General features: G+C 67.2%; 21 protein-coding genes and 1 pseudogene. 6 read left to right on the plus strand and 16 right to left on the minus strand.

Annotated elements, in window-relative coordinates; all coding sequences use genetic code 11:
• Positions 1 to 77: 77 nt before the first annotated feature.
• From AC2YHA_RS09940 to AC2YHA_RS09975, 8 genes are all read right to left on the minus strand, one after another.
• A complete protein-coding gene (locus tag AC2YHA_RS09940; RefSeq protein ID WP_487401364.1) occupies positions 78 to 266 on the minus strand; it encodes a hypothetical protein in 189 nt (62 codons plus the stop codon).
• Between the two features lie 267 nt (positions 267 to 533).
• Positions 534 to 1712 (minus strand): dipeptidase, encoded by a 1179-nt coding sequence (locus tag AC2YHA_RS09945; RefSeq protein ID WP_487401365.1) that lies wholly within the window; start codon positions 1710 to 1712, stop codon positions 534 to 536.
• Positions 1709 to 3289, minus strand: a complete 1581-nt coding sequence (locus AC2YHA_RS09950; protein ID WP_487401366.1) for a serine hydrolase — start codon at positions 3287 to 3289, stop codon at positions 1709 to 1711. The genes AC2YHA_RS09945 and AC2YHA_RS09950 overlap by 4 nt, the downstream gene beginning before the upstream one ends.
• Entirely contained in the window at positions 3286 to 4419 is a 1134-nt protein-coding gene (locus AC2YHA_RS09955; RefSeq protein WP_487401367.1) for a YkvI family membrane protein, read from the minus strand. The genes AC2YHA_RS09950 and AC2YHA_RS09955 overlap by 4 nt, the downstream gene beginning before the upstream one ends.
• Positions 4416 to 5462, minus strand: coding sequence for an N-acetyltransferase DgcN family protein (locus AC2YHA_RS09960; RefSeq protein ID WP_487401368.1), 1047 nt, complete (start codon positions 5460 to 5462; stop codon positions 4416 to 4418). The genes AC2YHA_RS09955 and AC2YHA_RS09960 overlap by 4 nt, the downstream gene beginning before the upstream one ends.
• Positions 5463 to 5479: 17 nt before the next feature.
• Positions 5480 to 7669, minus strand: coding sequence for a TonB-dependent receptor (locus AC2YHA_RS09965; RefSeq protein ID WP_487401369.1), 2190 nt, complete (start codon positions 7667 to 7669; stop codon positions 5480 to 5482).
• Positions 7670 to 7843: 174 nt separating this feature from the next.
• A complete protein-coding gene (locus tag AC2YHA_RS09970) occupies positions 7844 to 8851 on the minus strand; it encodes a dipeptide epimerase (protein WP_487401370.1) in 1008 nt (335 codons plus the stop codon).
• A 3-nt stretch (positions 8852 to 8854) separates the two neighbouring features.
• Positions 8855 to 10837: a serine hydrolase domain-containing protein gene (locus tag AC2YHA_RS09975; protein ID WP_487401371.1), complete on the minus strand. Its 1983-nt coding sequence runs from the start codon at positions 10835 to 10837 to the stop codon at positions 8855 to 8857.
• A 169-nt stretch (positions 10838 to 11006) separates the two neighbouring features.
• Here AC2YHA_RS09975 and AC2YHA_RS09980 point away from each other — a divergent pair, with 169 nt between their 5' ends.
• Positions 11007 to 11654 (plus strand): helix-turn-helix domain-containing protein, encoded by a 648-nt coding sequence (locus AC2YHA_RS09980; protein WP_233785549.1) that lies wholly within the window; start codon positions 11007 to 11009, stop codon positions 11652 to 11654.
• A 292-nt stretch (positions 11655 to 11946) separates the two neighbouring features.
• Here AC2YHA_RS09980 and AC2YHA_RS09985 read toward each other — a convergent pair whose 3' ends face one another.
• Together AC2YHA_RS09985 and AC2YHA_RS09990 are read right to left on the minus strand one after the other, a co-directional pair.
• Complete coding sequence (locus AC2YHA_RS09985; protein WP_487401372.1) at positions 11947 to 12240, minus strand: hypothetical protein; 294 nt, start codon at positions 12238 to 12240, stop codon at positions 11947 to 11949.
• Between the two features lie 458 nt (positions 12241 to 12698).
• On the minus strand, positions 12699 to 13049 hold the full coding sequence (locus tag AC2YHA_RS09990) for a DUF2200 domain-containing protein (protein WP_487401373.1): 351 nt from the start codon (positions 13047 to 13049) through the stop codon (positions 12699 to 12701).
• 113 nt (positions 13050 to 13162) lie between these two features.
• Between AC2YHA_RS09990 and AC2YHA_RS09995 the strand changes: the two genes are divergently transcribed.
• Together AC2YHA_RS09995 and AC2YHA_RS10000 are read left to right on the plus strand one after the other, a co-directional pair.
• Complete coding sequence (locus AC2YHA_RS09995; RefSeq protein WP_487401374.1) at positions 13163 to 14032, plus strand: hypothetical protein; 870 nt, start codon at positions 13163 to 13165, stop codon at positions 14030 to 14032.
• A gap of 245 nt (positions 14033 to 14277) precedes the next feature.
• Entirely contained in the window at positions 14278 to 16221 is a 1944-nt protein-coding gene (locus tag AC2YHA_RS10000; protein ID WP_487401375.1) for a beta-L-arabinofuranosidase domain-containing protein, read from the plus strand.
• A gap of 213 nt (positions 16222 to 16434) precedes the next feature.
• Here the strand turns inward: AC2YHA_RS10000 and AC2YHA_RS10005 are convergent, their stop codons facing one another.
• Both AC2YHA_RS10005 and AC2YHA_RS10010 read right to left on the minus strand, forming a co-directional pair.
• Positions 16435 to 17403: a quinone oxidoreductase family protein gene (locus tag AC2YHA_RS10005; RefSeq protein ID WP_487401376.1), complete on the minus strand. Its 969-nt coding sequence runs from the start codon at positions 17401 to 17403 to the stop codon at positions 16435 to 16437.
• Between the two features lie 48 nt (positions 17404 to 17451).
• Positions 17452 to 18018: a TetR/AcrR family transcriptional regulator gene (locus AC2YHA_RS10010; protein WP_233785543.1), complete on the minus strand. Its 567-nt coding sequence runs from the start codon at positions 18016 to 18018 to the stop codon at positions 17452 to 17454.
• A 79-nt stretch (positions 18019 to 18097) separates the two neighbouring features.
• On the opposite strand from AC2YHA_RS10010, the gene AC2YHA_RS10015 reads away from it, so the two are divergent.
• On the plus strand, positions 18098 to 19333 hold the full coding sequence (locus tag AC2YHA_RS10015; protein WP_487401377.1) for an MFS transporter: 1236 nt from the start codon (positions 18098 to 18100) through the stop codon (positions 19331 to 19333).
• Here AC2YHA_RS10015 and AC2YHA_RS10020 read toward each other — a convergent pair.
• A pseudogene (locus AC2YHA_RS10020) lies at positions 19330 to 19775 on the minus strand (DUF1348 family protein). The gene AC2YHA_RS10015 and the pseudogene AC2YHA_RS10020 overlap by 4 nt on opposite strands.
• A gap of 181 nt (positions 19776 to 19956) precedes the next feature.
• Between AC2YHA_RS10020 and AC2YHA_RS10025 the strand changes: the two are divergent.
• Positions 19957 to 20994 carry an alpha/beta fold hydrolase gene (locus AC2YHA_RS10025; RefSeq protein WP_487401378.1) on the plus strand — a complete coding sequence of 346 codons (1038 nt, stop codon included), beginning with the start codon at positions 19957 to 19959 and terminating at the stop codon, positions 20992 to 20994.
• Between the two features lie 21 nt (positions 20995 to 21015).
• Entirely contained in the window at positions 21016 to 21549 is a 534-nt protein-coding gene (locus AC2YHA_RS10030) for a cytochrome P460 family protein (protein WP_487401379.1), read from the plus strand.
• A gap of 54 nt (positions 21550 to 21603) precedes the next feature.
• Here AC2YHA_RS10030 and AC2YHA_RS10035 read toward each other — a convergent pair whose 3' ends face one another.
• From AC2YHA_RS10035 to AC2YHA_RS10045, 3 genes are read right to left on the minus strand one after another with little or no spacing between them, the layout of a single operon-like run.
• A complete protein-coding gene (locus AC2YHA_RS10035; protein ID WP_487401380.1) occupies positions 21604 to 22380 on the minus strand; it encodes an alpha/beta fold hydrolase in 777 nt (258 codons plus the stop codon).
• A 25-nt stretch (positions 22381 to 22405) separates the two neighbouring features.
• Positions 22406 to 22819, minus strand: coding sequence for an organic hydroperoxide resistance protein (locus AC2YHA_RS10040; RefSeq protein WP_487401381.1), 414 nt, complete (start codon positions 22817 to 22819; stop codon positions 22406 to 22408).
• Positions 22806 to 24113 carry an epoxide hydrolase family protein gene (locus AC2YHA_RS10045; protein WP_487401382.1) on the minus strand — a complete coding sequence of 436 codons (1308 nt, stop codon included), beginning with the start codon at positions 24111 to 24113 and terminating at the stop codon, positions 22806 to 22808. The genes AC2YHA_RS10040 and AC2YHA_RS10045 overlap by 14 nt, the downstream gene beginning before the upstream one ends.
• Positions 24114 to 24264: the final 151 nt, after the last annotated feature.

The following is a 24264-nucleotide window of genomic DNA, read 5'->3' on the forward strand; positions in this document are numbered from 1 at the left end:
GGGGCTGGGGGGTAAACCGGATGCATTCCCGGTCGTGGCGCTGATCGGGTTGCGGTTGGCCCCCGATCTCTGAGCGGCTAAACCACTAGAACGGAACCAAAAGAGCCGTGCACAAGCGCCGTCACATTCATGCGAGCTTGCTTGTGAATTTGATCTGGTAGCCGACCACGATCCGCCATTTGACCGCTATCGGCGGCCAAATGTTTGGCGATCAGTTCTTGATAGTCTTGCAATGCCTTTCCGGCGAAATCTGCTTCGATCGCCAAGGAACCTCTTACCGGCTCCCCATCGAACACAAGAGCAACGTTAGCTACGTGCTGAGGGCGCTCTTCAATCTCGCCTAGCTCGGCCTCTAGGCGAGTTAGGCGCTTGCGAAGTGAGAGAGCCCCTAAAGGGGCACGCCCTGCGGAACGCTCTAGCATCGCTCTCAGCGATGTAATCTCAGAATGCTGCTTCCCCATCGACGAGCGGACGGCCGCGGTGTGTCGCGATCTCGCCCGGGGCAAGGCGACGATCCGGAGCGTCACCGCCGGCTAAGGCAGACCGCCCTGTTGCTCGAGGATGCGCAGGACGTTCCCGCCCCACATCTTCGCGAGATCTGCGTCCGAATAGCCGGCGCGCTTCAACCGCTCCGTGACGCGCGGCAGGGCCGAGATGTCCTCGATCCCCGGCAGGCCGCCGCCGCCGTCCCAGTCCGCGCCGAAGCAGACATGGTCGACGCCGGCAACCGCGATGACGTGCAGCACCATCGCCATGTAGCGCTCGAAATCAGCGTTCCACAGCGGCGCCGTCCGGTCGAGCTCGCGCCAGCGGCGGGCGAGCGCGACCTGCTCCTCCGGACTGAGCGTGGCGATCTGTTCGTAGCGCGCGAACAGCGCGCCACGCTCGCCGGAGAGGTTCAGGTCGGAAAGGAAAATCGTGCTGACGCAGATCGCGCCGCCCTTGGCCGCCAGCTTGCGGATGCGGCCGTCGTCGAGGTTGCGGGGATGGTCGAACGCCCAGCGGCCGCTGGAATGCGAGAGCAGGATCGGCGCCCTGGACAGCTCAAGCATCTGGTCGAACGCGGCATCGGAGGCGTGGCTCGCATCGATCACCATGCCGAGCCGGTTCATCTCCGCGACCCAGCGCCGCCCGAGCGGGCTGAGGCCGCCCCATCGCGGGGTATCGGTGGCGGAATCGGCGAACTGGTTGTTCTTGCCGTGCACCGGCCCGGCGAGCCGCACGCCGCGGCGATGGAACTCGGCGAGCAGCGAGAGGTCCTCGCCCAGCGGGTAGCTGTTCTCCATGCTCTTGAAGGCGATCTTGCGGCCTTCGCGATTCAGCCGCCTCGCGTCGGCGGCCGTCAGCGCGGGGCCGACGCGGTCCGGGAAGCTGGCGATGGTCCGGTCGATCAGGTCCGACCGTCCGCGCGCGAAGGCGAGCGCGGCGGCATAGCCTTCGGAGGTGAGCGGCCCCTGGTCGGTATAGATGGCGAAGAAGCCGCCATCGAGCGCGCCGTCCTCCATCCGCTTGAGATCGACCTGCACGAGATCGGTCGCGGGATCGTGGCGCTCGCCGAAGCTCCAGCCCGGCCGCGCGAAATGCATCGGCGTGTCGAGATGGGTGTCGAGCACGAGGAAGCTTTTGTGGAGCGCCAGCGGGTCCGTGCCCGGCCGCGGGGTGGTGGCGCAGGCGCCGAGCAGCAGCAGCGCCGCGAGGGTGGCGCGCCTCACTTGCCCGCCCCCGCCACCGGACGCAGGTCGAGATCCTGATAGTCGTAGCTGAAGTCGGCGATCGGGCTCTCCGCCTTCATTGATACCCGCGCGATCTTGCCGTCGACGTCGAGCGCGAAGGTGACATAGGCCGGCTCGATCGCCTTGTCGTCGAAGCGCGTGACGAAGGTATCGTACTGCCAGTGCACCAGCCTGCCGGCCATGCGCGGCGTGGTCCTGAAGTCGATGCGGAGGCCATCCGCACCGCTGGTGACGGCCACGTCGCCGTACCAGGGATCGCGATAGGTCCCCGCATAGCGCTCGAGCGGCAGCGAGGGGCCGACCTTGGCCGGCGCGGCCTTGGCCGCCGCCAGCGCGGCCTTCCCGCCGGCGACGCGCTGTTCCATGAACGCCGCGAAACGCGACGGCCAGTCCTGGTCGGGCACGCCGAGATAATGGTCGACCAGCATGTGCGCGACGCCACGCAGCAGGGCGACGTCCTCGGAATTGACCACCGCCGCGATTCCCACGTCCTGCTCGGGCAGCAGGATGACGTGCGTGATCGATCCGAACACGCCGCCGCCGTGCGAGATGATCCGCGCGCCGCGATAGTCCTCGACCTCCCAGCCCAGCGCATAGGTGCTGAACTTGGGCGTGAGCGGCGCGAGCGCACCGGGATAGGGCGCGATCGGCTGGATCGTCACACCCTTCCACATCTCGGCCGCCTGCGCCTCGCTGAACAGCCGCCCGCCGCCGGGCAAGGCGCCATGGCCGAGCTGGATCTTGAGCCATTGCGCGAGATCGTTGGCGCTGAGCGCCAGCCCGCCGGCAGGCATCCCGGCACGGCCCAACTCCTCGCGCTCGTCGAGCACCGAATTGGGCCCGTCGCCGCGCACTGCGCCGCCGATCCGGGCATGCGGGAAGGCGCGGTCGGGCGTCGACCAGCGCGCCTCGTAGGTGGCGGTCGCCGTGTTCATGCCGCCGCGCTTCAGCACCTCCTGGGTCATGAACTCTTCCCAGGTCTTACCGGTGACCTCCTCGATCAGCTGGCCGGCGACGGTGTAGAGGATATTGTCGTAGGCATAGCCGGAACGGAAGCTGGTCGCCGGCTTGATGAAGGCCAGCCGCCTCACCGTCTCCTTGCGCGACAGGCTGCCGCGCGGCACGAACAGCAGGTCCCCCGCGCCAAGCCCGAGGCCGCTGTGGTGGACGAGCAGGTCGCGGATCGTCATCTCGCGCGTGACCCAGGGATCGTACATGCGGAACCAGGGCATGTGGTCGATCACCCGGTCGTCCCATTTGATCGCGCCCCGGTCGACCAGGATCGCCAGCGCCGCGGCGGTGAAAGCCTTGCCGGTCGATCCGGTCTGGAAGATCGTGTCGGCATCGACCTTGGCCGGATCGCCGAGCCTGCGCACGCCCCAGCCGCGCGCCAGCGTGGTCCTGCCCTTCTCGACGACCGCCACCGCGATGCCCGGCGCGCCGGTCTTCTGGCGGAGCGCCTCCACCCATGCGTCGAAGCCGGGAGGCACGTCGGCGCGCGCGGGCGCGGCGAGCACGAGCAGCAGCGCGGGCAGCGTGGGGAGAAAGCGATTCATGCGGCGACTTCTCCCCGGGGTTGTGCAGGCCCGCGGCCGAGGAGGCGCGCGAGCCCGATCGTCATCAGCGGCAGGACGAAGACGGCCAGGATCAGATAGGCGAGCAGCCGGTATCCCCCTGCGATCAGCGCGACGAGCCCGATGCGGTCGGCGACGAAGATGCAGAGGAGCAGCAGGACGCTACCGATCACTGCCCGGGCGCGCACGCCCAGCTCCTGACCTCGCTGCGCCCGCATCACCCCCGCGATCCGCTCGTTGATCGCGTGCACCGCGCCCGACCCGCTCTCGAGCAGGGCCAGGAAGATCATCGTCTGGAACAGCCAGTGGAAGGCCGGGACATGCATCTGGCGCAGCAGGAAGTCCGACGGCAGCGTCTGCGATGCGATCGCCGGATAGAAGGCGGCCATGCAGACGAAGAACAGGATCGCCGGCAGCATCGTCAGCGGTCCCGCCAGCAGGCCCGCCACCACTGCATCGCGCCGGCTGGTCAGGTGGCGCAGCACCGGCAGGATCACGACCGCGCCGACGATGTTGTAGCTCGCATAGGTGACGCCGCCGAGCGCCCATCCCTCGGCCGAACCCTGCGCGGCGAACCCCTGCGGGATGCGCTCGCCGAAGCTCCACAGGCCGAGCAGCAGGAACAGCGCGTAGACGCCGTAGAGCAGGATCGAGACATATTTGAACACGCGCTCGACCGAGCCGCTGCCGAGCGCCGTCGTGACGACGATCCCGACGGCCAGCAGCAGCGCCCCGGCATAGCCCGGCCAGCCGAACATCGCCGTGCCGATCGCCCCCGCACTCGCTCCGAACACGGCGAGGATCAGCACCACGAACACGATGTACGCCGCCTCGAACGCGATCCATCCCGGCCCCAGCAGCGAGCGGAAGAAGGCGCGATAGTCGAGCGCCTCTACCATCCGGGCATAGGCGAAGGTGACGGTGGCGATCGCGCTCCACAGCAGCATCGCCAGCATCATGCCGGCGAGCCCGCCCCACGGGCCGCTCGACAGGAAATATTCGGCGAGCTCGCGCCCGGTCGCGTAGCCGCCGCCGATGATCACCGCCTTGAGCGCGAAGCCCGGCAGCAGGAAGCGCTGGAACCAGCTCGATCCTGCCGCCGGCGCGGTCATGCGGCGGCCAGGCAGGAGTCGACCAGCGCCTCGAACGCGGGTCCGCCGCGGATCGGATCGGCGACGGGCAGGCCGAGCCGACGGCCCTCACGCGCCATCAGCTCGGCCGCCTCCCCCTCCCCCAGCGCAGACGTGTTGAACGAGAAGCCGGCGCAGCGGATCGCCGGGTTGGTCCGCCGGCCGAGCAATGTCGTCAGCTCGACGACCTCCTCGATGCCGGTGAGCTTGTAGCCGGCCGTGCCCAGCATCTCCGTGCGGCCCGGCTCGTGGCAGACCACGAACACGTCGGGCTGGCTGCCGTGGAGCAGGCCGAGCGACACCGCCGCATAGGCCGGATGGGTGAGCGCCCCCTGCCCCTCGATCACGTCCCAATGATCGGCCGGCGCGTCGGGCGAGAGCAGTTCCGCCGCGCCCGCCTCGAAGTCGGAGACGACGGCGTCCATCGGCATCCCGCCGCCGGCGATCATGATGCCGGTCTGGCCGGTCGCGCGGAAATCCGCCTCCACACCGCGCCCGGCGAAGGCGCGCCACAGCGCCAGCGCGGTGTATTTCTTGCCCAGCGCGCAGTCGGTGCCGACGGTGAGCAGCCGCTTGCCGCTCCGCTTCCGCCCGGTCGCCACCGGGATTTGAGGCGGCGGCACCCGCACGTCGATCAGCCGGCGCCCGAGCAGATGGGCCGTCTCGGCCAGTTCGGGAATCTCGGCGAGGCGTACGTGCATGCCCGCGACCAGGTCGAGCCCCGCCTCCAGCGCCTCGACCAGCGAGGCGCGCCAGCTCGCCGGGATGATCCCACCCGGATTGGCCACGCCGATCACCAGCGCCCGCGCGCCCCGTGCATGGGCTTCGGCGGGCGTCAACGCCTCCAGGCCGGTGGTCACGGTGGCGCCGGGCAGCCGGAGCTCCCCCACGCACTTCTCCGGCGCCCAGTCCCTGAGGCCGAACGCCGTCTTGGCGAAGCCCGCGTGCTCGACGTCGCCGAGGAACAGGAGATAGGGCTGCGGCAGCGCGAGGCCTCCGGTACGCAAGGCGACAGGTGCGTTCATTTCGAGCGCGTCCACCCTCAAAAGGCCAGGTCGACCGCAAGCCCCAGCGTGCGCGGCTGCACCGGGACGGTCGACAGGAAGCCGGGATTGGTGGTCGCCACGTTGGTGGTGATCCGCCCCTCCTCGTCGGTGAGGTTGCGGGCGTAGGCGCGCAGCGTCCATTTCCCGTCGAAGGTGACCGCGGCATTGAGGTCGAGCGTCGCATAGCCGTCGACCGGCACCGCCAGCGGCGAGCTCTCGACCGCGGAGATACGGTCGCCGACGATACGCAGAGCGCCGCCGATCCGCGCCCGCGCCGAGCCGCCGAGCGCGAAGCCATAGTCCGCCGTCATCGCCGCCGCGATCTTGGGCACGTTGGGCAGCTGGTCGCCGTCGGTACAGTTGCTGGTCGTCTCGGTGCACTTGGCGTCGGTGTAGGCGAAGTTCGCACCCACGCTGAGGCCGGCGATCGGCTGGATCAGCAGCGACGCCTCGACGCCCTTGCTCCGCGCGGTGCCGGCGTTGACCAGGCCGTTGATGCCCTCGGCGAAGGGGGCGGAGGTCTGCAGGTCGTTCCAGTCGAGCAGGAACACCGCGGCGTCGAAGGCGACGGCGCGATCGAGGAAACGCGCCTTGATGCCCGCCTCGTAGCTCGTCACCTTCTCGGAATCGACGGTGGAGGGAAAGCCCGGCAGCGCGATGTTCGGCCCGCCTGGACGATAGCCGCTGGCGACGCGGGCGTAGATCATCGTGTCGGGATTGACGTTGAACTGCGGGCTGACGCTGTAGGTGACGATCTCCTCCTCCGAGGTGCCCGACCCGCCCGAATCCAGCCCGAGCAGCGGAATCTGCGTCACCTGAGTGAAGGTCTGCTCGTTGCGCGCCCACCGGAGGCCGCCGCTGATGTGGAACTTCTCGCTGATCTTCCACGTCGCGTTCCCGAAGACCGCATATTCCTGGTAGGTGTTGGGCAGCGCGACGATCGCAAACGGATCAAACGCCGGCAGCACCTCGCCCGAAGCGTCGAGCGCGCGGACGACCTGGTCGTGCGTATTGTCCTCGTCGGTGTAGAAGAAGCCGAGCATCCATTCGAGCTTGTCGCTCGACGCCGAGGTGAGCCGCACCTCCTCGGTCCATTTCTTCTGGTGCAGCCGTGCCGGGTAGATCGCCAGCCCGCCCCAGATCACGCCGTAGACGCGAGAGGCGTCGCTGGTCTCGAGGATCTTGAGCTCGCTGTACGAGGTGGTCGAGCTCAGCTCCGCGAAGCCGAAGTCATAGCCGACCGTGCCCGAATAGAATTGGAAGTCGCTGGTGAAGGGCTCGGGCAGCTGCGCATTGGTGCTGAGGAAACGCGCGCCGGGCGCCAGCGGCTGGTTGCCCATGCCTTCGTAGAGAATGCTGAAATTGTCCGAATCGACCGACTGCCACAATCCGCTGAGCTTGATCGTCAGCGCGGGATCGGGCCGCCACAGCAGCGCCACGCGGCCGCCCTTCTGGACGGCGTCGTTCACGTCCTTCTCGCCGGTCTGGATGTTGTCGACGTAGCCGGGCGTGTCGCGCCGCGAGTAGCTGCCGCTGATCGCCAGCTGGTCCGCGATGATCGGCACGTTCACCATCGCGCTCGCCGCCCAGCCGAGATCCTCGCCATGCGCGATGGTGAAGGCCTCGCCGCTGGCGCGGACCGACAGGTTCTGGAGATCGGGCTGGACGGTCACATATTTGAGCAGGCCGCCGATCGAGCTGGCGCCATAGAGCGTGCCCTGCGGCCCCCGCAGCACCTCCAGCCGCTCGATGTCGTAGGGCAGCAGGTCGAGCGAGAAGGTCTGCGCGCGATTGTAGATGCCGCTCGATCCGATCGGCGCGTCGTCGAGGTACATGCCGACCGTCGCGCTCGGCCCGATCGGCGCGACGCCGCGCAGCGACAGCGTGGAGCGGCCGGGCGACCCGGCATTGTCGACCTGCAGCCCCGGCACATAGGCCGCATAATCGGTCAGTTGCGAACCGCCGCTGCGCTGCATCTGCTCGCCGCCGACGACGCTGATCGAGATCGGGACGTCCTGCAGCCGCTCGTCGCGCTTCTGGGCGGTGACGACGATGTCGTTGGGATCGCGGACGGTAGCGTCGGCGGCCTGCGCATCCTGCGCGGCGGCGACGCCGGGCAGCGCAAGCGCGCCGACCGCCGCCGAAAGCGCGAACATCGCACGAATTGCGACATGCTGATTCACCATCCGTCTCCCCCTGACATCGGCGACCGCAGCCACGCCGCCGAATGACCGGCGACGCGGGAACCGGGGCAATGACGCCATTGCCGCCTCCCTGATCATGTTATCTGATCAGGATGTTTTATCCTAATCAGAAAAATGTCAACCTATTTTGCAAATCTATTTCTCGCCGCATCCAGCTCACGCGGCGAGCTGTCCCCAGACGCTGTCGTCGCAATGGATATGGCCGGCGCGGTAGGCGATCCCCGGCACGCGATCGCGAGCAAGGAAGGTCGGGCCGTCGAGGTCGACCACGTCGCAGAGCTGGCCGACCAGGAACGACGGCGCCATCGCCAGGCTCGTCCCCATCATGTTGCCGACCATCACGCCGAGCCCGAGTTCCTGCGCTCGCCGCGCCATCGCCAGCGCCTCGGTCAGGCCGCCGCACTTGTCGAGCTTGATGTTGATCGTGTCGAACCGCCCGGCCATGGCCTCGACGTCGGCGAGGCCCAGCACGCTCTCGTCGGCCGCGATCGGAATGGGCGAGTCGAACCCGTCGAGATCCGCCTCGCGCCCGCGCGCCAGCGGCTGCTCGACCAGCCGGACGTCGAGATCGGCCAGTCCCTCCACCAGCCGCGCGAGGTCGGCGACCGCATAGCCCTGGTTGGCGTCGACACCGATCCAGCATTCCGGCCGCACCGCGCGCACTGCCCTCACGCGGGCGAGATCGAGATCAAGCTCCCCGGTCAGCTTGAGCTTGAGCGCGCGCGCCTCCGGGAAATCCCGCACCGCCGCCTCGGCCATCACCGCCGGCTCGTCGGCGCCCAGTGTGAAGGTGGTGAGCAACGGTTCGGGCTCCGGCAGTCCGGCCAGCGCCCAGACCGGCGTGCCGCTCGCCTTCGCCTCCAGCTCCCACAGCGCGCAGTCGATCGCGTTGCGCCCCCCGCACGGCGGCAGCGCGGCCTGCAGCTCCTCCCGCGTCATCCCCCGCGTGAGCGGCGCGCGCACGCTCTCGATCGCGGCGATCATCGCGGCGACGTCATCCCCCAGATAGAAGACGCCCCCGCCCTCCCCGCGGCCGGCATGGACGCCGTCGGAGACCTCGACCACCACCACTGAGGATTCGGTGAAGACATGGCCGGCGATGCGGAACGGCTTGGCATAGGCGAACCGCTCCACCCGCACGTCGACCGAGCGCCGCTGCGCCATGGCTCAGAAGGCTGTGCCGAAGCTGATCAGCTTGAACACCAGCGCCGTCCACAGGACGAAGAAGGCGCCGAGCAGCAGCAATACCGCCCACAGCTTCGCAAACCACCCGCGCTTGCCCTTGAAGGCGAGCCACAGGTTCCACGCGGCGAGGCCGAACAGGCCGAGGAAGCCGATCGTGCCGACGACCTGGAGCAGCAGGATCAGCCAGTCGGTCTTGCCGTGGGTATCGAAATTCTCGATCCCCGAAATGACGACCGCCCAGCCGGCCAGCACCAGCAGCACCAGCCACGAGACGCCGCGCGTGAGGCGATAGGCCTTGCGCGCGTTACCCTCCAGCGCCAGCGCCGCACCATAGCGCCGCCGCGCGATCCAGCCGGCGGGCCAGGAGACCGCGGTCACCAGGATCACCGCCAGCGCAAAGATCAGCGCCGGGATCAGCCAGCTGCCGCTCGCGTACCAGGGCGTGCGGTCCCACACCATGAACGGCGAGACCATCGCGAAGGTCCAGCGCACCACCTTGCCGTCCCTGACCTGGGCGGCGAGCCGCTCATGGCCATAGGCGTCCTCCCAGATGAAAGGCGCGACCTCGATCCACTTGCGCGGCGCCCCACCGAGCGCGGGAACGCCGGCGATCAGCGGCCGCCCGTCGTCGTCGAGGCCCACCTTCATCTCGCCGAGCAGGCTGACGATCGAGGCGAAGCTCGATTCGATCCGCCGGCTGACGGTCCAGTTGCCCGCCAGCATCCTGGCGTGTTCCTTGGCGGTCGCCAGTTCGACCGGCGGCTTGCGAGGGCCGGAGGCGAGGTACCGGTCGACGAACTCGTCCATCAGCGCGCCGCGAATCCCGTTGGGGGCGCCGTCCTTGCCCGCGCTGTTCATCGAGATGAACACGCCGACCTTCTCCGCCGGGAAGATCATCAGGTCGGTATGAAAATAGACGGTGTCGCCGCCGTGGCCGATCGCGCGGTGGCCGTCGATCCACTGCTCGTAGAAGCCGAGCGCCATCTGGTTGTTGCCCGGCACGCTCTTGTTCTGCGCTGTGTGCATCAGCCGCGCCGTCTCGGGCTTCAGCAGCGGGCCGCCGTCGTTGAGGTGCGCGATCATGAACTTCGCCATGTCCGCCCCGCTCGATGCGGCGGCGCCGGCGGGGGCGAGGCCGATCAGCTCGTAGCGCTGCGCCTTGCCCGAGCCCAGCTCATAGCCCTGCGACATCAGCGGCCTCAGCTTGGCCGGCAGCGGCTGGCGGAAGCTGGTGTGCGCCATGCCGAGCCGCTGGAAGATGTTGCGCTCGACATAGTCGTCGAACTTCGTCCCGGAGACGCGCTCGACGATATAGCCGGCCAGCGCGGTGGCATAGTTGGAATAGGCCGGCGTCGACCCGGGCGCGAAGATCCGTTCCGGTATACGCTCCTTGAGCACGTCGCCCAGCGGCTTGACCGGCTTGTCGAAGGCGAGCAGCCCCTTGATGATCTCCTCGAACCCCGAGGTATGGGTCATGATCTCGCGCAGCGTCAGCGGCTTGCCGCGATAGGGCGGGATCCTGAAATCGAGATAACGGTTCACGTCGGCGTCGAGGTCGAGCTTGCCGGCCTCGACCTGCTGCATCACCGCGGTCCAGGTGAACAGCTTCGAGGTCGAGCCGGGCCGGAACAGCGTCCGCTCCGGATCGACGGGCTTCCGCGCCGCGACATCGGCATAGCCGAAGCCGCGCTGGGTGAGCACCTGCCCGTCCTTGACGACCACGACCACCGCGCCGGCGACGTCACCGCGGGCGAGCGCATAGGGCATGTAGCCGTCGAGCCAGGCATCGACATCGGCCTTGGTCAGCGTCCCGGCCCCCGCGGGAGCCGGCGGCAACACCGGGGCTGCAGCCGCCGTGGGCGCAGGCTCCGGAACCAATGACGGCGACTGCTGCGTGAACGCCGGAACGGCGGCAGCGAGGCCGAGCAGCCCCGCCAGTCCGAGTTTGAGCGCGTGCTTCCACATGGATCGCGAACCCCCTTCGCTTTGGCCGTGCGGCCTGCGGTCGATTGCGTCGTCAGGCGGGAGCGACTAGTCTGGCGCCTGACATGAAACATCCTCGTCCTGATTGGGACATCATGATCCTATTTAGAAAATTGTCAAACGGTCGCGAACAGGCGCGGGGTCGGGCGATATGAAGCAGGCGCACCCTACGCTCGGCACGCTGCTCAAGGGTCTGCGTGCGCGCAACGACTGGACGCTCAAGGAAATGAGCGAGCGCAGCGGCATTCCGGTGTCGACGCTGTCCAAGGTCGAGCACGACCGGCTCACCCTCACCTACGACAAGCTGCTGCAGCTCAGCCAGCGGCTCAACATCCGCATGTCCGAGCTGTTCGCCGAGAATGCGGCGACGCCGGAGGTGGCGGTGACCGCGCGCCGCAGCATCGGCGATCTCGATCGCGCGGTGCGCGTCAACACGCGCAACTACGATTACTACTATCTCTGCACCGAGCTGCGCCGGAAGCGCATGATCCCGGTGCTGACCCGCGTGCGCGCCAAGTCGGCCGAGGAGTTCGGCGACCTCGTCCACCACAGCGGCGAGGAGTTCATCTTCGTCGTCAGCGGCCGCATCGTCGTCCATACCGAGTTCTACGATCCGGTGCCGCTGGAGGAGGGCGAATCGATCTACATCGATTCGAACATGGGCCATGCCTATGTGACCGGCGACGGCTGCGACGAGGCGGTGATCCTCGGCGTGTGCTCGAGCGCTGAGGACGGGCTGATGGATTCGCTGATCAACCTGCACACCGAGGAAGCGGACCGGGAGGTAACGCAGGCCTGACCCGCCCGCCGCTCGTCCGGATTGAAGCCTGCCTGAGTGAGGCCGAATCGCGTTCCTGAAGGAGGAGCCTTGGATCACGGCGACGAAGAAGACCACCGCCGACGGCCCGAGATAGTCGAGCGCGGTCGCCCCGTGACGATGTGCGACAGGGCGTCGATAGCGATCTCGAGCCACAGGCACAGCATGGCCGATACGCTGTTCCGCAAGGAGGTAGGGTGGGTGAACCAGGCAATACTCCGGAGGAGCCATGCTCTGGAGTCCCACGGCCCGAGCGGCGCTTCCGGGGAGGGGATTACATCCGGATGCGCAGGCCCACGGAAACAAGCCGGCCGATCGGGTTCGACACGAAGCCGTTATAGCCCCAGGCGCCGCCCAGGATGCCCGCGGTGTTGCCGTTGTAGAATGGCGGGTCCTTGTCGAAGATGTTCTGGGCGTCGACATAGACCTGCCAGCCCCGGGCGAAGTTGTCGCCCTGGAACTCATATTGAACGTGCAGGTCGAACGTATTGTTGGCCTTCACCTTGTCGCCGCCGCCGACCGGGTTGCCGGCCGAGTTGTTCGTCCACCCGCCATCTCTGGCACGCATCAGCGCCGCGGGTTCGCCGCTCGACTGGACGTTGAAGTCCCATGCGCACCATTGACAGCCGGGGGAGCGGACATGGCGGGGAAATAGATCTTAATTTGACCGTAACGCGGCCGCAGTGGTCACCTATCCGAAGCCTTTGGACGCAACCGCGCTCCAGCACGAGAAGCCTCTGGTTCATGCAGCTAAGATGGTGCGCTCAGCGCTCTCAGACGCGGATTCCCGGCCACTTCTGACCGTGACCGTGACCGAATCCCTTCACTCGCTCCAGCGCCAATACCCCTGGGTCGCCAAGCGGCTGACCTGTCGTAAGCTCATCATTTTCGTTGAGCGGCCAGGATGAGTCGATGAGAGCGCGGAGACGAGGACTGACCTCCTCGCGCGATTCGGGTGTGTCATCGTTGAGCAGTCTATGGTGGTCGCGGACCTCGCGCCGATAGCACGTCGATGACGAACCGCGGCTACTTGCGCAGGATCTTCTCCATTGGCTTGCCCCTCGCAAGTTCGTCGACCAGCTTGTCGAGGTATCGGAGCTCCCGCATGAGCGGCTCCTCGATTTCCTCGACGCGGACACCGCAGATCACACCGGTAATCAGCGAGCGCGACGGATTCATCTGCGGGGCCTGTGCGAAGAAATCTTCGAAGGGCGTCCCCTTGGCCAGATGCTCGTCGAGCAGCTCCTGGCTGTACCCGGTCAGCCAACGGATGATCTCGTCGACCTCGGCCTTCACGCGTCCTTTCCTTTCCGCCTTGGCGATATAATGGGGGTACACGCTTGCAACGCTGATCGAGTAAATGCGGTGCTTGTTCATGCGACCTCCGAAGCGTTGTGCAGATCATCCCGCTCAATCGGGGAAGCGATGCGCATTGCCGGCCCGGTCCGGCAACGATAGCGTGACGGGCTTGGCGATGGACAGGAGTGGTGATGATCGCGCCCCGTATTGGACCGGCGTCGAGATTACGCGTGATCTGCATCGGAATATTGGTGATGGCCGCTGTTCCGATCGACGCACAGCCAAGACCAACGACGATCCCACTTTCACCATATATGGGTGTAATCTGGTCGTTTGAGGCCGAAGTTGCAGGCAAGCGGCAGACGTTCTTGTTCGATACTGCTGGCGGGATCACCGCGATCACGCCGGAGACCGCGGCAGGAATAGGCTGCGCTCCCTGGGGACAACTCAGCGGTTTTCGCATGCGTGGAGACCGGATCGACCTGAAGCGCTGCGAGAATGTGACGCTGCGCAGCGGTGGTGCTACTCTTGTCGCTCCGACAGCTGGGGTTCTCGACTTCTCCAAGCTGCTGCCCAAGGATGCTCCGCCGGTCGCCGGCTCGATCGCCCTCGACAGCTTCGCCGGAAAGGTCGTGACCATTGACCTCGCCCATCGTCAGATTGTCCTCGAGACACCCGCAAGCATGAAGCGACGCATCGCCGGGGCCAGGGAGGTCGAGTTCCGCCTCGGCCGAGAGGTATCCGGGCACGCGATAACCCCGTTTGTCGCTGTGACGACACCCAAGGGCAAGCTCTGGATGGAACTGGATACCGGCAGCGACGGATCGATCGTTATCGGCAGGCACAATGCCGAACTCTTCTCGATGAAGGCTGACGACCCGTCGCCTCAGCGGTTTCAAGGCGAACTGGCTGGCGGGGTGCCACTGGCGGCGGCTGACGCGCGTTCCATGCCCCTTATAATCGACGGCAATATCGGAGTGCCGATCCTCAGAAATTGGATCCTCACCATGGATCTGGCGCACGGTCGCGCATGGATATCGAGCGCGAGTTCCGACGATTAATAGACCGGCCGGCACCCACTACCCATGACATTTGTCACGCTGACGAAGCGTGGCGGAACCGGGTCGGGGCGGGTACCGAGCGTCGGCAGTACTTGAACGCCGGCGAGCAAAAAGCCATTCGTGCTTGTGTCATATTAGTCAGACAATCCTAGGAGAGCGACGCTTTGTGCAGCCATCACACCGATCGCCGTCAGTTCCTGGGCTGCACAGCTGCCGTTGCGGTCACTGCAACCAGCGCGCCGATCGTGGCGCAGCGTTCCGCCCCCACGACCGCGGGGTCGTCGCCGCCGAACCGCGCGCCGCTCGCACCCCAGCCCTTCTATCTGCTGCCAACGGGCGCGATCCGACCGGGCGGATGGCTGCGGAAGCAGTTGCAGATCCAGGCCGATGGCATGGGTGGGCGGATCGACGAGACCTGGCCCGATCTGGGCCCCGACAGCGGCTGGCTGGGCGGCAAAGGCGAAAGCTGGGAGCGCGGCCCCTATTTCCTCGACGGGCTGGTACCGCTGGCATGGATGCTCGATTCCGCGCCGCTCAAGGCCAAGGCCATGAAGTTCATCGACTGGACACTCGACAACCCTGCCCCCAACGGGATGATCGGCCCGCGCAGCAACGATGACTGGTGGCCGCGCATGGTGATGCTGAAAGTGCTCACGCAATATCATGAGTTGACCCAGGATCCGCGCGTCATTCCGGTGATGACCAACTACTTCCATCACCAGCTGGCGGAGATGCCCAGGCGCCCGCTGCGCGATTGGGGCCGGTCGCGCTGGCAGGACGAGGTCGTATCGGTGGTCTGGCTCTACAACCGCACCGGCGATACCAAGCTGCTCGAACTGGCCAAGCTGCTCAAGCAGCAGGGCCATGACTGGCAAGGGCTGTTCGGACCGAACTATCCCTATCGCACCAAGACGGTGAAGGCGAAGATCGGCCTCGACAAGACCGGCGCGGAGGGCACCGCCAACGGGCTGGCCGACCACGCGCAGACGCTGCACGGCGTGAACAACGCGCAGGCGCTGAAAGCGTCCCCGGTGTGGTCGGTGGTGTCGGGCAGCGACGAGGATCGCAAAGCGATCCACAACCAGCTGGCGATCCTCGACCGCTATCACGGCCTGCCGATCGGCATCTATTCGGCAGACGAGCATCTTGCCGGACGCAGCCCCAGTCAGGGCGTCGAGCTGTGCGCGATCGTCGAGGCGATGTATTCGCTCGAGCTCGGCCTCGCCATCACCGGCGATGCCGCGCTGGGCGATCGGGTCGAGCGCATTGCGTATAACGCGCTGCAAGCGACCTTCACCGACGACATGTGGGCGCATCAATACGATCAGCAGCCCAACCAGATCCGCTGCGCCAGGGAAGAAGGCCCGTGGACGACCAACGGACCCGAGGCGAACCTGTTCGGGCTGGAGCCTAATTTCGGCTGCTGCACCGCCAATTTCCATCAGGGTTGGCCCAAGCTGGTCGCGAGCCTGTGGATGGCATCGGCCGAGGGTGGGCTGGCCAAGACGATCTACGGCCCGTGCGAGGTCGCGGCCAGCGTTGGCGGCGTGCCGGTGAAGCTGCGCGAGGAGACCGACTATCCGTTCCGGGATCAGGTGACGATCCATGTCGATCCGGTCCGCCCGACGCGCTTCCCGATGGCGCTGCGCGTTCCCGGCTGGGCGAAGACGGCGAGCATACGCGTCAATGGCGAGGCGGTCGCGGGCGCCACCGCGGGAAAATTCGCCAGGATCGATCGCGAATGGACGGCCGGCGACAAAGTCGAACTGCGCTTCACCGCCGAGGCGCGGCGCGTCGCCTCCCCCCATGGCAGTTTCGTCGAGCAGGGACCTTTGGTGTTCTCGCTGCCGATCACCGAAAAGTGGCATAAGCTGCGAGACCGCGGGCTGACCGCCGACTGGGCGGTGCTGCCCGCGGGCGAGTGGCGCTATGCGCTGGCCGATGATGCGCCGATCGAGCGGGTCGAGCGTGCGATCGGCCCGGTGCCCTTCTCGCGCCGCAGTCCTCCGGTGGTGCTGGTGACGCACGGCTATCGCCTGACGGCGACCGACTGGGACGAACAGGACAACGCCGCCGCCCCACCGCCCGCGACGGCGGTAGCGAAGGGCAAGCCGGAAAAGCTGGTGCTGATGCCCTATGCGGCGCCGAAGCTGAGGATCACGAGTTTTCCGATGGCGAAGAAGGTTTAGCCGGTTGTCCCCCGTGAAAGCGAGGGAGTACGCGCTCACACACACTCATACGCGCCTCACGGAAATACGGCGGCCGAGGCACTGGGCCCCGTCCGCCACTAAAAGGCCGGCCCAGTGGACTGTCCGCTTAAGGGAGACGGTTCGCGATAGCTGCCGTGCTCCCAAAAACTTGCCCGATGGTCGCTTTCCGACAATTCAAATCACATACGGCCCTTACGGAATCAGCAGGAGCTTGCCCGTGGTGGCCCGACTCTCCATCGCCGCGTGCGCCTCGGCAGCATCGGCCAGCGCGTAGTCCCGGGCAGCCGCGACGTGGAGCTTGCCTTGGCGCACCCAATCGAACAGGCGCGCCGTGCGGGCGCGCAGCAATTCGGGGGTGTGGATATGGTCGGAAAATACCGCATAGCCGAGCTTGATGCTGCGAGGCAGGCTCATGATGTCGATCCGCCCGGGGCCACCCAGCACCGGGCCATACCAGCAGAAGGTTCCGGAGCGGCGTAGCGCGGCCAGCGATCCGTCAAAGGTCGCGGGACCGGAGCCGTCATAGACGACGTGCACGCCCTCGTCACCGGTCAGACGGAACACCTCGGAGGCGAAATCGCCCTCGGTGTCGACGATCACATGGTCCGCGCCGGCGGCCTTGGCGGCCGCGACCTTGGCCGCGCTGGAAACCCGCCCGATGACCGTGCCGCCGCGTAGCTTGATGATCTGGGTGAGCAGTTGTCCCAGCCCGCCTGCGGCCGCATGCACCAGCGCGACATCGCCCGGCTGGACCGGATAGAAGTCCGTCGCGAAATGGCTGGCGGTGAGCCCCTGCATCATCAACGAGGCTGCAGTGCGATCGTCGATATCGTCAGGCACCGGCACGAGCGCGGCGGCGGGGATGGCGACCCGCTCGGCATAGCTGCCGGGGGCATAGACCCAGGCGACGCGCTGCCCGACCGCGAGATCGGTCACGCCCTCGCCCAGCGCGATGATGCGGCCGGTGCCCTCGACGCCGAGCGCGCGCGGCAGCGGCATCTCGTGCCATGCCATTCCCTGGCGCACGCCCACGTCCATGAAGTTCACGCCGCTCGCGGCGACCTCGATCAGCACCTCGCCGGAGCCTGGAACGGGCTCCGGCAGGTCCAGCAGTTCGAGCACTTCGGGGCCACCGATCGCAGTCATCGCAATGGTCTTCATCTTGAAACTCCTTATTGAATGATCATTCCAGAATTGAACAAAAAAAGATCAGCGCAGCGCGCGTAGGGTGAGGTCGACAAGCGTGGAGAGCTGCGCCGGCCCGGCGCCCGCGCGCGCGGCGAGGCGGAGGCTGGAGATCGTCGTGATCAGAAAGGTCGCGAGATGGTCGAGGTCAAGATCGGCCGCGACGTCGCCCTGCGTCTGCGCTTGGGCCAGGGCCTCCTTCACGGTGCGGGTCAGCGTGGCGCTCGAAGCTTCGCGGAGCTTCACCAGCTCGGGCCGGGTGCAGCCGAACTCGACGGTGGCGCTAAGGCCTAGGCAGGCTTGCCTCGCTTCGGCCGCGACGCGATCGAACATCGCGCGAATCCCCTCGATCGCTCGCTCGCGGCTCGCCAGCATCTCGGCATGCGTCCGCACTTCGTCCTGCGAATAACGCCTCACCGCCGCGCGGTAGATGCCCCATTTGTCGCCGAACGTGTCGTACAGGCTCTGACGACCGATCCCCATCGCATCTACGAGCATCTGCGCCGAAGTGCCCTCGAAGCCATGCTCGCGGAACACCGCTATCGCAGCCTCCACGGCGGCATCGACGTCGAATTCCTTGGGCCGGGCCATGCTGAGAAGATAATGTACTGGAACGATCGTTCAAGATGTGTTTGAAAGCCGCGATGGATTCTCTGGCACCTGCCCTACGATGATCGCACCGCGCTGGTACTGCGACCTCGATCCGAACGGCCGTCGAGCGTTCCGCAACACCTATGCCGGGTTCAGCATCGATGCGATGAACGTCCAGCTCTATTCGTTCGTGCTGCCGCTGCTGCTGACGCTCTGGCAACTGTCCCCTTCGGCAGGCGGATTGCTTGCGACGGTGATGCTCGTCGCCTCTGCGGCCGGCGGATGGCTGGCGGGCGCGGCTTCGGACCGATTCGGGCGTGTGCGCGTGCTGCAGCTGATCATCGTCTGGATGGCGCTCGCCGCCCTGTGCTGCGGGTTGGCCCAGAACTTCGAGCAATTACTCGTCGCGCGGACGCTCCAAGGGTTCGGCTTCGGCGCCGGATGGGCGGTCGGCGCGGTATTCATGGGCGAGATCGCCGCCGCAGCGACGCGCGGCCGGCTGGTGGGGACCGCGCAGAGCGCATGGGCAATCGGCTGGGGTCTGGCCGCCGCGACGTCCACGATCGCCATCACGCTGCTGCCACCGGAACCGGGCTGGCGGGCCGTCTTTTTCGTCAGCCTGCTCCCAGCGCTGGCGATCTTCGCCGCGCGCCGGCGGCTCATCGAGTCCGCGACCTTCCTCGCCGCGCCGGAGACCGAGACGTGGCACCGGATCTTCTCGCTGCGGATGCGCGGCAATACCGCGCGGGGCAGCCTGCTCGCGATCGGCACGCACGGCGGCTATTGGGCGCTCGCCACCTGGTGGCCGACGATGCTGCGGCTCGAGCGCGGCATGACCACAGCGCAGACCGCGACGCACATGGCAGTGCTCGTCGGCGGATCGCTCGCCGGCTATTTTCTCGGCGCGACGCTCGCCGACCGTCTCGGATGCCGGGCGGCGCTCGCCCTGTTCGCGCTGGGTGGGATCGTCACGGTGCTTATCGCCACCGAAGGCGCGGTTTCCGACGCCACGCTGCTCGCGCTCGGCGCGCCGCTCGGGCTCTTCGCGATGGGGCTCTATAGCGTGATCGGGCCGGTGCTGAGCGAGCTCTATCCGACGCGGCTGCGCGGTTCGGGTCTCGGCTTCTGCTACAATGTTGGGCGGGGCGTGGCCGGCCTCGCCCCGCTCGCCGTAGGCGGCAGCATCGCCGCCTTCGGCATCTCCCGTTCGATCGGTCTCTACGTGTCGCTGGCCTATCTGCTGGTGCTGCTCGCCGCAGCACTGCTGCGCGAGACCAAAGGCATGGAGTTCATGCCCGCGTTGAAGCGCGCCTAGAAGCCGAACTCGGTGAGGCTCGGCTGGTCGGGGGGACGCGGTCCTTCGGGCCAGCGCAAGGCGCGCCCATGCACTTGGATCGGATGCTCGTTCGCGGCGGTGAGGCGGCGCCGGACCAGCCCGGCATCATCGAACTCGATCTCCTCGCTGCCATAGACCCGAAACCAGGTGCCGCTGTCGTTGCGGAACTCGGCGGCGTGATGCGTGCTGAGCCGGCGATCGCCTTCCGCCCAAAGCTCGATGACGATGCGGAGCTCGATCTCGCGGCGTAGCTGGCGTTCGAGGAAGGTGCGGATCTGTCGCGCCCCCACAGGAAATCGACGCGGTTGCGCCACTGGCAGTCGATCGTGCTGGCGAGCAGGATCGCCTCCAGATCGCGGCTGTTCCAGGCGTCCTCGGCGGCGCGAACGTGCCGCTCCATCGTCGGACTGAATCGGGGCATCGGTTTCCAATCTCACCAGGGTATCTCCCGATTATGCCGCGGGGTCGGCAAGAGCCAGTTAGGCGCTGTTAGTTTCCCAGAAACGTGCGGCCCGCTCACAGCAGATCATAGCGATTAACGGGCGCGCCCGTTCGGACGAGGCTATCTGAAACCGTTCCCTGCCACCGAAAGGACCCCAGCCATGTCGACGCTTTTGCCCGAAACCCTCACCGATCGCCGCGGCTTCGTCTACGGCGCCACCGCGATCGCCGCGGCGCTGACTGGAGGCGGCGCTCCGGCGCTGGCAGCGGCGCCGCGGGCGCCTTCGACCCCGTCTCCTCTCGGACCGGTCCGGCAAGTCGATGCCGGCGTGCTCAGCATCGGCTATGTCGAGATGGGGCCGGCTTCGGGTCCGGCGGTCCTGCTCTTCCATGGCTGGCCCTATGCCATCGATGCCTTTGCAGAGGTGGCGCCGCTGCTCGCCGCGCGAGGCTATCGCGTGATCGTGCCGCACCTGCGCGGCCATGGCAGCACGGTCTTCCGCTCGGCCGAGACACCACGCAATGCCCAGCAGGCCGCGCTCGCGGCCGACGGGCTCGCGCTGATGGACGCGCTCCGCATCGATCGGGCGATCGTCGCCGGCTTCGACTGGGGCGCGCGCACCGCGGACATCATGGCGGTGCTCTGGCCCGAGCGCTGCAAGGCGCTGGTCTCGGTCAGCGGCTATCTGATCGGCAGCCAGGCCGGAAACGCCAAGCCGCTCCCGCCGCAGGCGGAGCTGCAATGGTGGTACCAGTTCTATTTCGCGACCGAGCGCGGCAGGGCCGGCTATGCCGCCAACACCAAGTCGTTCAACCAGCTGATCTGGGAGCTGGCCTCGCCGAAATGGAAGTTCGACGCCGCGACCTTCGATCGTTCGGCCGCGGTATTCGCCAATCCCGATCACGTCGCGATCGTGATCCACAATTATCGCTGGCGGCTCGGGCTTGCCGAGGGCGAGGGCCAATATGACGCCGTCGAAGCGAAGCTGGCCGCCGCGCCGCCGGTGACGATCCCAGCGATCACCATGGAAGGCGACGCCAACGGCGCGCCGCATCCAGATCCCTCGCAATATCGCGTCAAGTTCACCGGTCCCTATGAGCACCGGCTGATCACCGGCGGGATCGGCCATAATCTGCCGCAGGAAGCACCCGCCGCCTTCGCCAAGGCGGTGCTCGATGCGGCCAGGCTGGCCGGCTGAAGGCGCGTGAGGAGCGTTCGCATGAAGCATCTTTCCACCTACGCCCTCGCGCTCGCGAGCCTGTCGTTCGGGGTTTCCGCCGTGGTCACCGCGCAGCGGCCCAAGGACGAGGGTTCGCCGATCTACGGCGTGAAACTTCCCCAAGGATATCGGGACTGGAGGCTGATCAGCGTCGCGCACGAGGCGGGCAAGAACAACGACATCCGCGCCATCCTGGGCAACGACATCGCGGTGAAGGCCTTTCGCGACGGCAAGCGGCCCTTCCCGGATGGCGCGGTGATCGTGCGGCTGGCCTGGCGCTATGAATCGTCGCCGCGCAACGACAGCGTCTTTCCCGCCCCCCAGTCCTTCGTCGCCGGCTCGCCGACCAACGTGCAGGTGAGCGTGAAGGACTCGAAACGCTATGCCGCGAGCGGCGGCTGGGGCTATGGCCAGTTCGAGAACGGGGTGGCCAACCGGGACGTCGCGCTCACCCAGTCCTGCTTCGCCTGCCATTCGAAGCTCAACGCGCTGGAGAAGGGCGCGGACCTCGTCTTCACGGCCTATTCGCGATAGGCGGCGAACCGATGGTCGAACGCCCGCGGCAGAGGCTGCCGCGGGCGCTTCGACTCATCGGGCGGTCGCAGCCTTTTCGATCAGGCCGGCCACCACCGGCGCGTTCGACACCATCACCACGTGCGAAGCGCCCTTCACCACCACCGTTTGCCGGGACTGCGCCCGCTCGGCCATGAACGCCTGGGCGGCCGGCGGGATGTTCCGGTCCTTGTCGCCATAGATGAACCAGGACGGGACGTGCTTCCACGCGGGCGCGGTGGATGCCTCCGACAGGGCCGCGTCGGCGACCGGACGCTGGCCGGCCGCCATCAGCCGCGCCTCGGCCTCCGGCACGTCCGCCGCGAACTGATCGTGGAAGCGTGCCTGGAGGATGTAGAGGTCGTTGCCGCCGGTGGTGAGCTTGACCGGCGGCGCCAGCGCCGGCGCGAGCGTGCTGCCCGGGAACTTGCCGGTCAGGCCCAGCGCTGTCTCGCCTGCCTCGGGCGCGAAGGCGGCGACATAGACCAGCGCCTTCACGTTCGGCACGCCTTCGGCCGCCTCGCTGATCACCGAGCCGCCATAGCTATGGCCGACGAGCACGACCGGCTCCTGGATGCTCTTGACGAGATCGCCGACCACATCGGCATCGGCGCGCACGCCGCGCAGCGGATTGGGCGCCGCGACGACGGGATAGCCGTCGCGCTCGAGGATGGCGATCACGCCGTTCCAGCTCGACGAATCCGCGAACGCCCCATGGACGAGCACCACCGTCGGCTTGGCGGCCTGCGCCTGCGCCGCAACAGGGGCGAGTACGGCGGCGAACAGCAGCCCGCCGGCTATCAGCTTCTTCATGTTCGGTCTCCTTTCGAGAGAATGGTCAGACGAGCGCGACGACCGCATCGATATTGCCCTTGATCGCCTTCGAATACGGGCAGGTCCGGTGCGCGGTCTCGATGATCTGCCGGGCGACCGCCGGGTCGACGCCGGGGATGCTGACGTTCAGCCGGGCCGCCAGCGAATAGCCGTCCTCGCCGTGACGCAGCTCGACCTCGGCATCGATCGCGAGATCGGCCGGCAGGGTGATGCCCCTGGACTTGGCGGCGATCGCCATCGCGCCCTCGAAGCAGGCCGACCAGCCGGCGGCGAACAGCTGCTCGGGGTTGGTGCCCGCGCCCGGACCGCCGGGCGTGGCCAGCCTGATGTCAAGGCGGCCGTCCGAGCTGCGCGCGGCGCCTTCGCGGCCGCCGGTGACATGGACATGAGCGGTATAGAGAGTCTTAGGATCGGTCATCGTTCTTCTCCTTGGAAAAGGGTGGCCAGCGCAGCGGGCGGAAGGCGGCACGCACTTCCTCGGCGAACAGCGCGGGCTGTTCCCACGCGGCGAAATGGCCGCCGTTGCCGGCTTCATGGAAGTAGAAGAGTTTCTTGTAGCAGCGTTCGGCCCAGCTCCTCGGCGCGCGGAAGATCTCGCCGGGGAAGACGCTCACCGCGACCGGTAGGTCGATGATGCCGCGCGCGTTGAAATTGTTGGAGTGATCCTCCCAATAGATCCGGGCGGCGGAGGCACCCGTCGCAGTCAGCCAATAGAGTGAGATATCGTCGAGGATCGCGTCGCGGCCGAGAACGCGTTCGGGCTGGCCGCCGCTGTAGGTCCACTGCGCGATCTTCTCGTACATCCAGGCCGCCATCCCCACCGGCGAGTCGACGAGCGAGTAGCCGATGGTCTGCGGCCGCGTGTTCATCATCGCGGCATAGGCCGAGTTGTCGCGGTAGAAGGCTTCCAGTTGATCGAACGCGCCGCGTTCCTTGGCCGACAGGCTGGCCGGAGCGGGATCGCCGGCGGCGAGAATCTTCGCGATATCGGCGGGAACGACCGCCGGCATGTTGAGGTGGATGCCGATGAGGCCAGGCACGTGCTGGAGCGCCATGCGCTGCGAGATCACCGAGCCGCAATCGCCGCCCTGGCTGACATAGCGGTCATAGCCCAGCCGCTGCATCAGCATCGCCCAGGCGCGGCCGATATGATCCGAGCCCCAGCCGAGCACCGTCGGCTTGGTAGAGAAGCCGAAGCCCGGGATCGACGGGATCACCAGGTGGAACGCGTCCTCCGCCTTCCCGCCATGCGCGGTCGGATTGGTGAGCGGATCGATGACTCCCAGGAACTCGAGGACCGAGCCCGGCCAGCCATGGGTCAGGATCATCGGCATCGCATTGTCGTGCCGGGAGCGGACATGGATGAAATGGACGTCAAGACCGTCGATCTCGGTCATGAACATCGGCAGCGCGTTGAGCCTGGCCTCGACCTTGCGCCAGTCATAGCCGCGCGCCCAGTAGCGCATCAGCGGTTCGAGCGTCTGCCGGCGCACGCCCTGGCCGTCATCGGACGCCGGCTGCGCGTCGGCCCAGCGGGTCTCGGCGATGCGGTGCTGCATCGCCTGGATTTCGGCCGCGGGAATGGCGACCTTGAACGGGCGGATGGCGCTGCCGCCGCCCTGGGCGCGCACCACGGAGGGCATGGCGCTGAGCGCCCCCGCCACGCCCGCACCGACAACGAATTGGCGGCGCGAGGGATGATTTCCGAACATTGGCTTCTCCTCCTGATCTGGTCACGGCCGGATTTAGAGAAGCGACGGCGCGGCGCCCGTTAAGTGGAGTGATGCGGCGTTAGCGTTCGCCCGCCGGCCCCGGCTTTCAGAAACTAACGGGGTTCCGGCGATGGCTAACGGGACGTGCCGC

This window comes from Sphingomonas sp. SRI_018, from assembly GCF_057586275.1.

Bases quoted from the DNA above. Each gene is read 5' to 3' on its own strand.
- AC2YHA_RS10025 (WP_487401378.1), top strand. From the start codon at position 19,957: ATGTCGACGCTTTTGCCCGAAACCCTCACCGATCGCCGCGGCTTCGTC.
- AC2YHA_RS10035 (WP_487401380.1), bottom strand. From the start codon at position 22,380: ATGAAGAAGCTGATAGCCGGCGGGCTGCTGTTCGCCGCCGTACTCGCC.
- AC2YHA_RS09965 (WP_487401369.1), bottom strand. From the start codon at position 7,669: ATGGTGAATCAGCATGTCGCAATTCGTGCGATGTTCGCGCTTTCGGCG.
- AC2YHA_RS10015 (WP_487401377.1), top strand. From the start codon at position 18,098: ATGATCGCACCGCGCTGGTACTGCGACCTCGATCCGAACGGCCGTCGA.
- AC2YHA_RS09950 (WP_487401366.1), bottom strand. From the start codon at position 3,289: ATGAATCGCTTTCTCCCCACGCTGCCCGCGCTGCTGCTCGTGCTCGCC.
- AC2YHA_RS10005 (WP_487401376.1), bottom strand. From the start codon at position 17,403: ATGAAGACCATTGCGATGACTGCGATCGGTGGCCCCGAAGTGCTCGAA.
- AC2YHA_RS09960 (WP_487401368.1), bottom strand. From the start codon at position 5,462: ATGAACGCACCTGTCGCCTTGCGTACCGGAGGCCTCGCGCTGCCGCAG.
- AC2YHA_RS09995 (WP_487401374.1), top strand. From the start codon at position 13,163: ATGATCGCGCCCCGTATTGGACCGGCGTCGAGATTACGCGTGATCTGC.
- AC2YHA_RS09975 (WP_487401371.1), bottom strand. From the start codon at position 10,837: ATGTGGAAGCACGCGCTCAAACTCGGACTGGCGGGGCTGCTCGGCCTC.
- AC2YHA_RS09970 (WP_487401370.1), bottom strand. From the start codon at position 8,851: ATGGCGCAGCGGCGCTCGGTCGACGTGCGGGTGGAGCGGTTCGCCTAT.
- AC2YHA_RS09990 (WP_487401373.1), bottom strand. From the start codon at position 13,049: ATGAACAAGCACCGCATTTACTCGATCAGCGTTGCAAGCGTGTACCCC.
- AC2YHA_RS09955 (WP_487401367.1), bottom strand. From the start codon at position 4,419: ATGACCGCGCCGGCGGCAGGATCGAGCTGGTTCCAGCGCTTCCTGCTG.
- AC2YHA_RS10045 (WP_487401382.1), bottom strand. From the start codon at position 24,113: ATGTTCGGAAATCATCCCTCGCGCCGCCAATTCGTTGTCGGTGCGGGC.
- AC2YHA_RS10040 (WP_487401381.1), bottom strand. From the start codon at position 22,819: ATGACCGATCCTAAGACTCTCTATACCGCTCATGTCCATGTCACCGGC.
- AC2YHA_RS10030 (WP_487401379.1), top strand. From the start codon at position 21,016: ATGAAGCATCTTTCCACCTACGCCCTCGCGCTCGCGAGCCTGTCGTTC.
- AC2YHA_RS10010 (WP_233785543.1), bottom strand. From the start codon at position 18,018: ATGGCCCGGCCCAAGGAATTCGACGTCGATGCCGCCGTGGAGGCTGCG.
- AC2YHA_RS09985 (WP_487401372.1), bottom strand. From the start codon at position 12,240: ATGCGTGCCAGAGATGGCGGGTGGACGAACAACTCGGCCGGCAACCCG.
- AC2YHA_RS09980 (WP_233785549.1), top strand. From the start codon at position 11,007: ATGAAGCAGGCGCACCCTACGCTCGGCACGCTGCTCAAGGGTCTGCGT.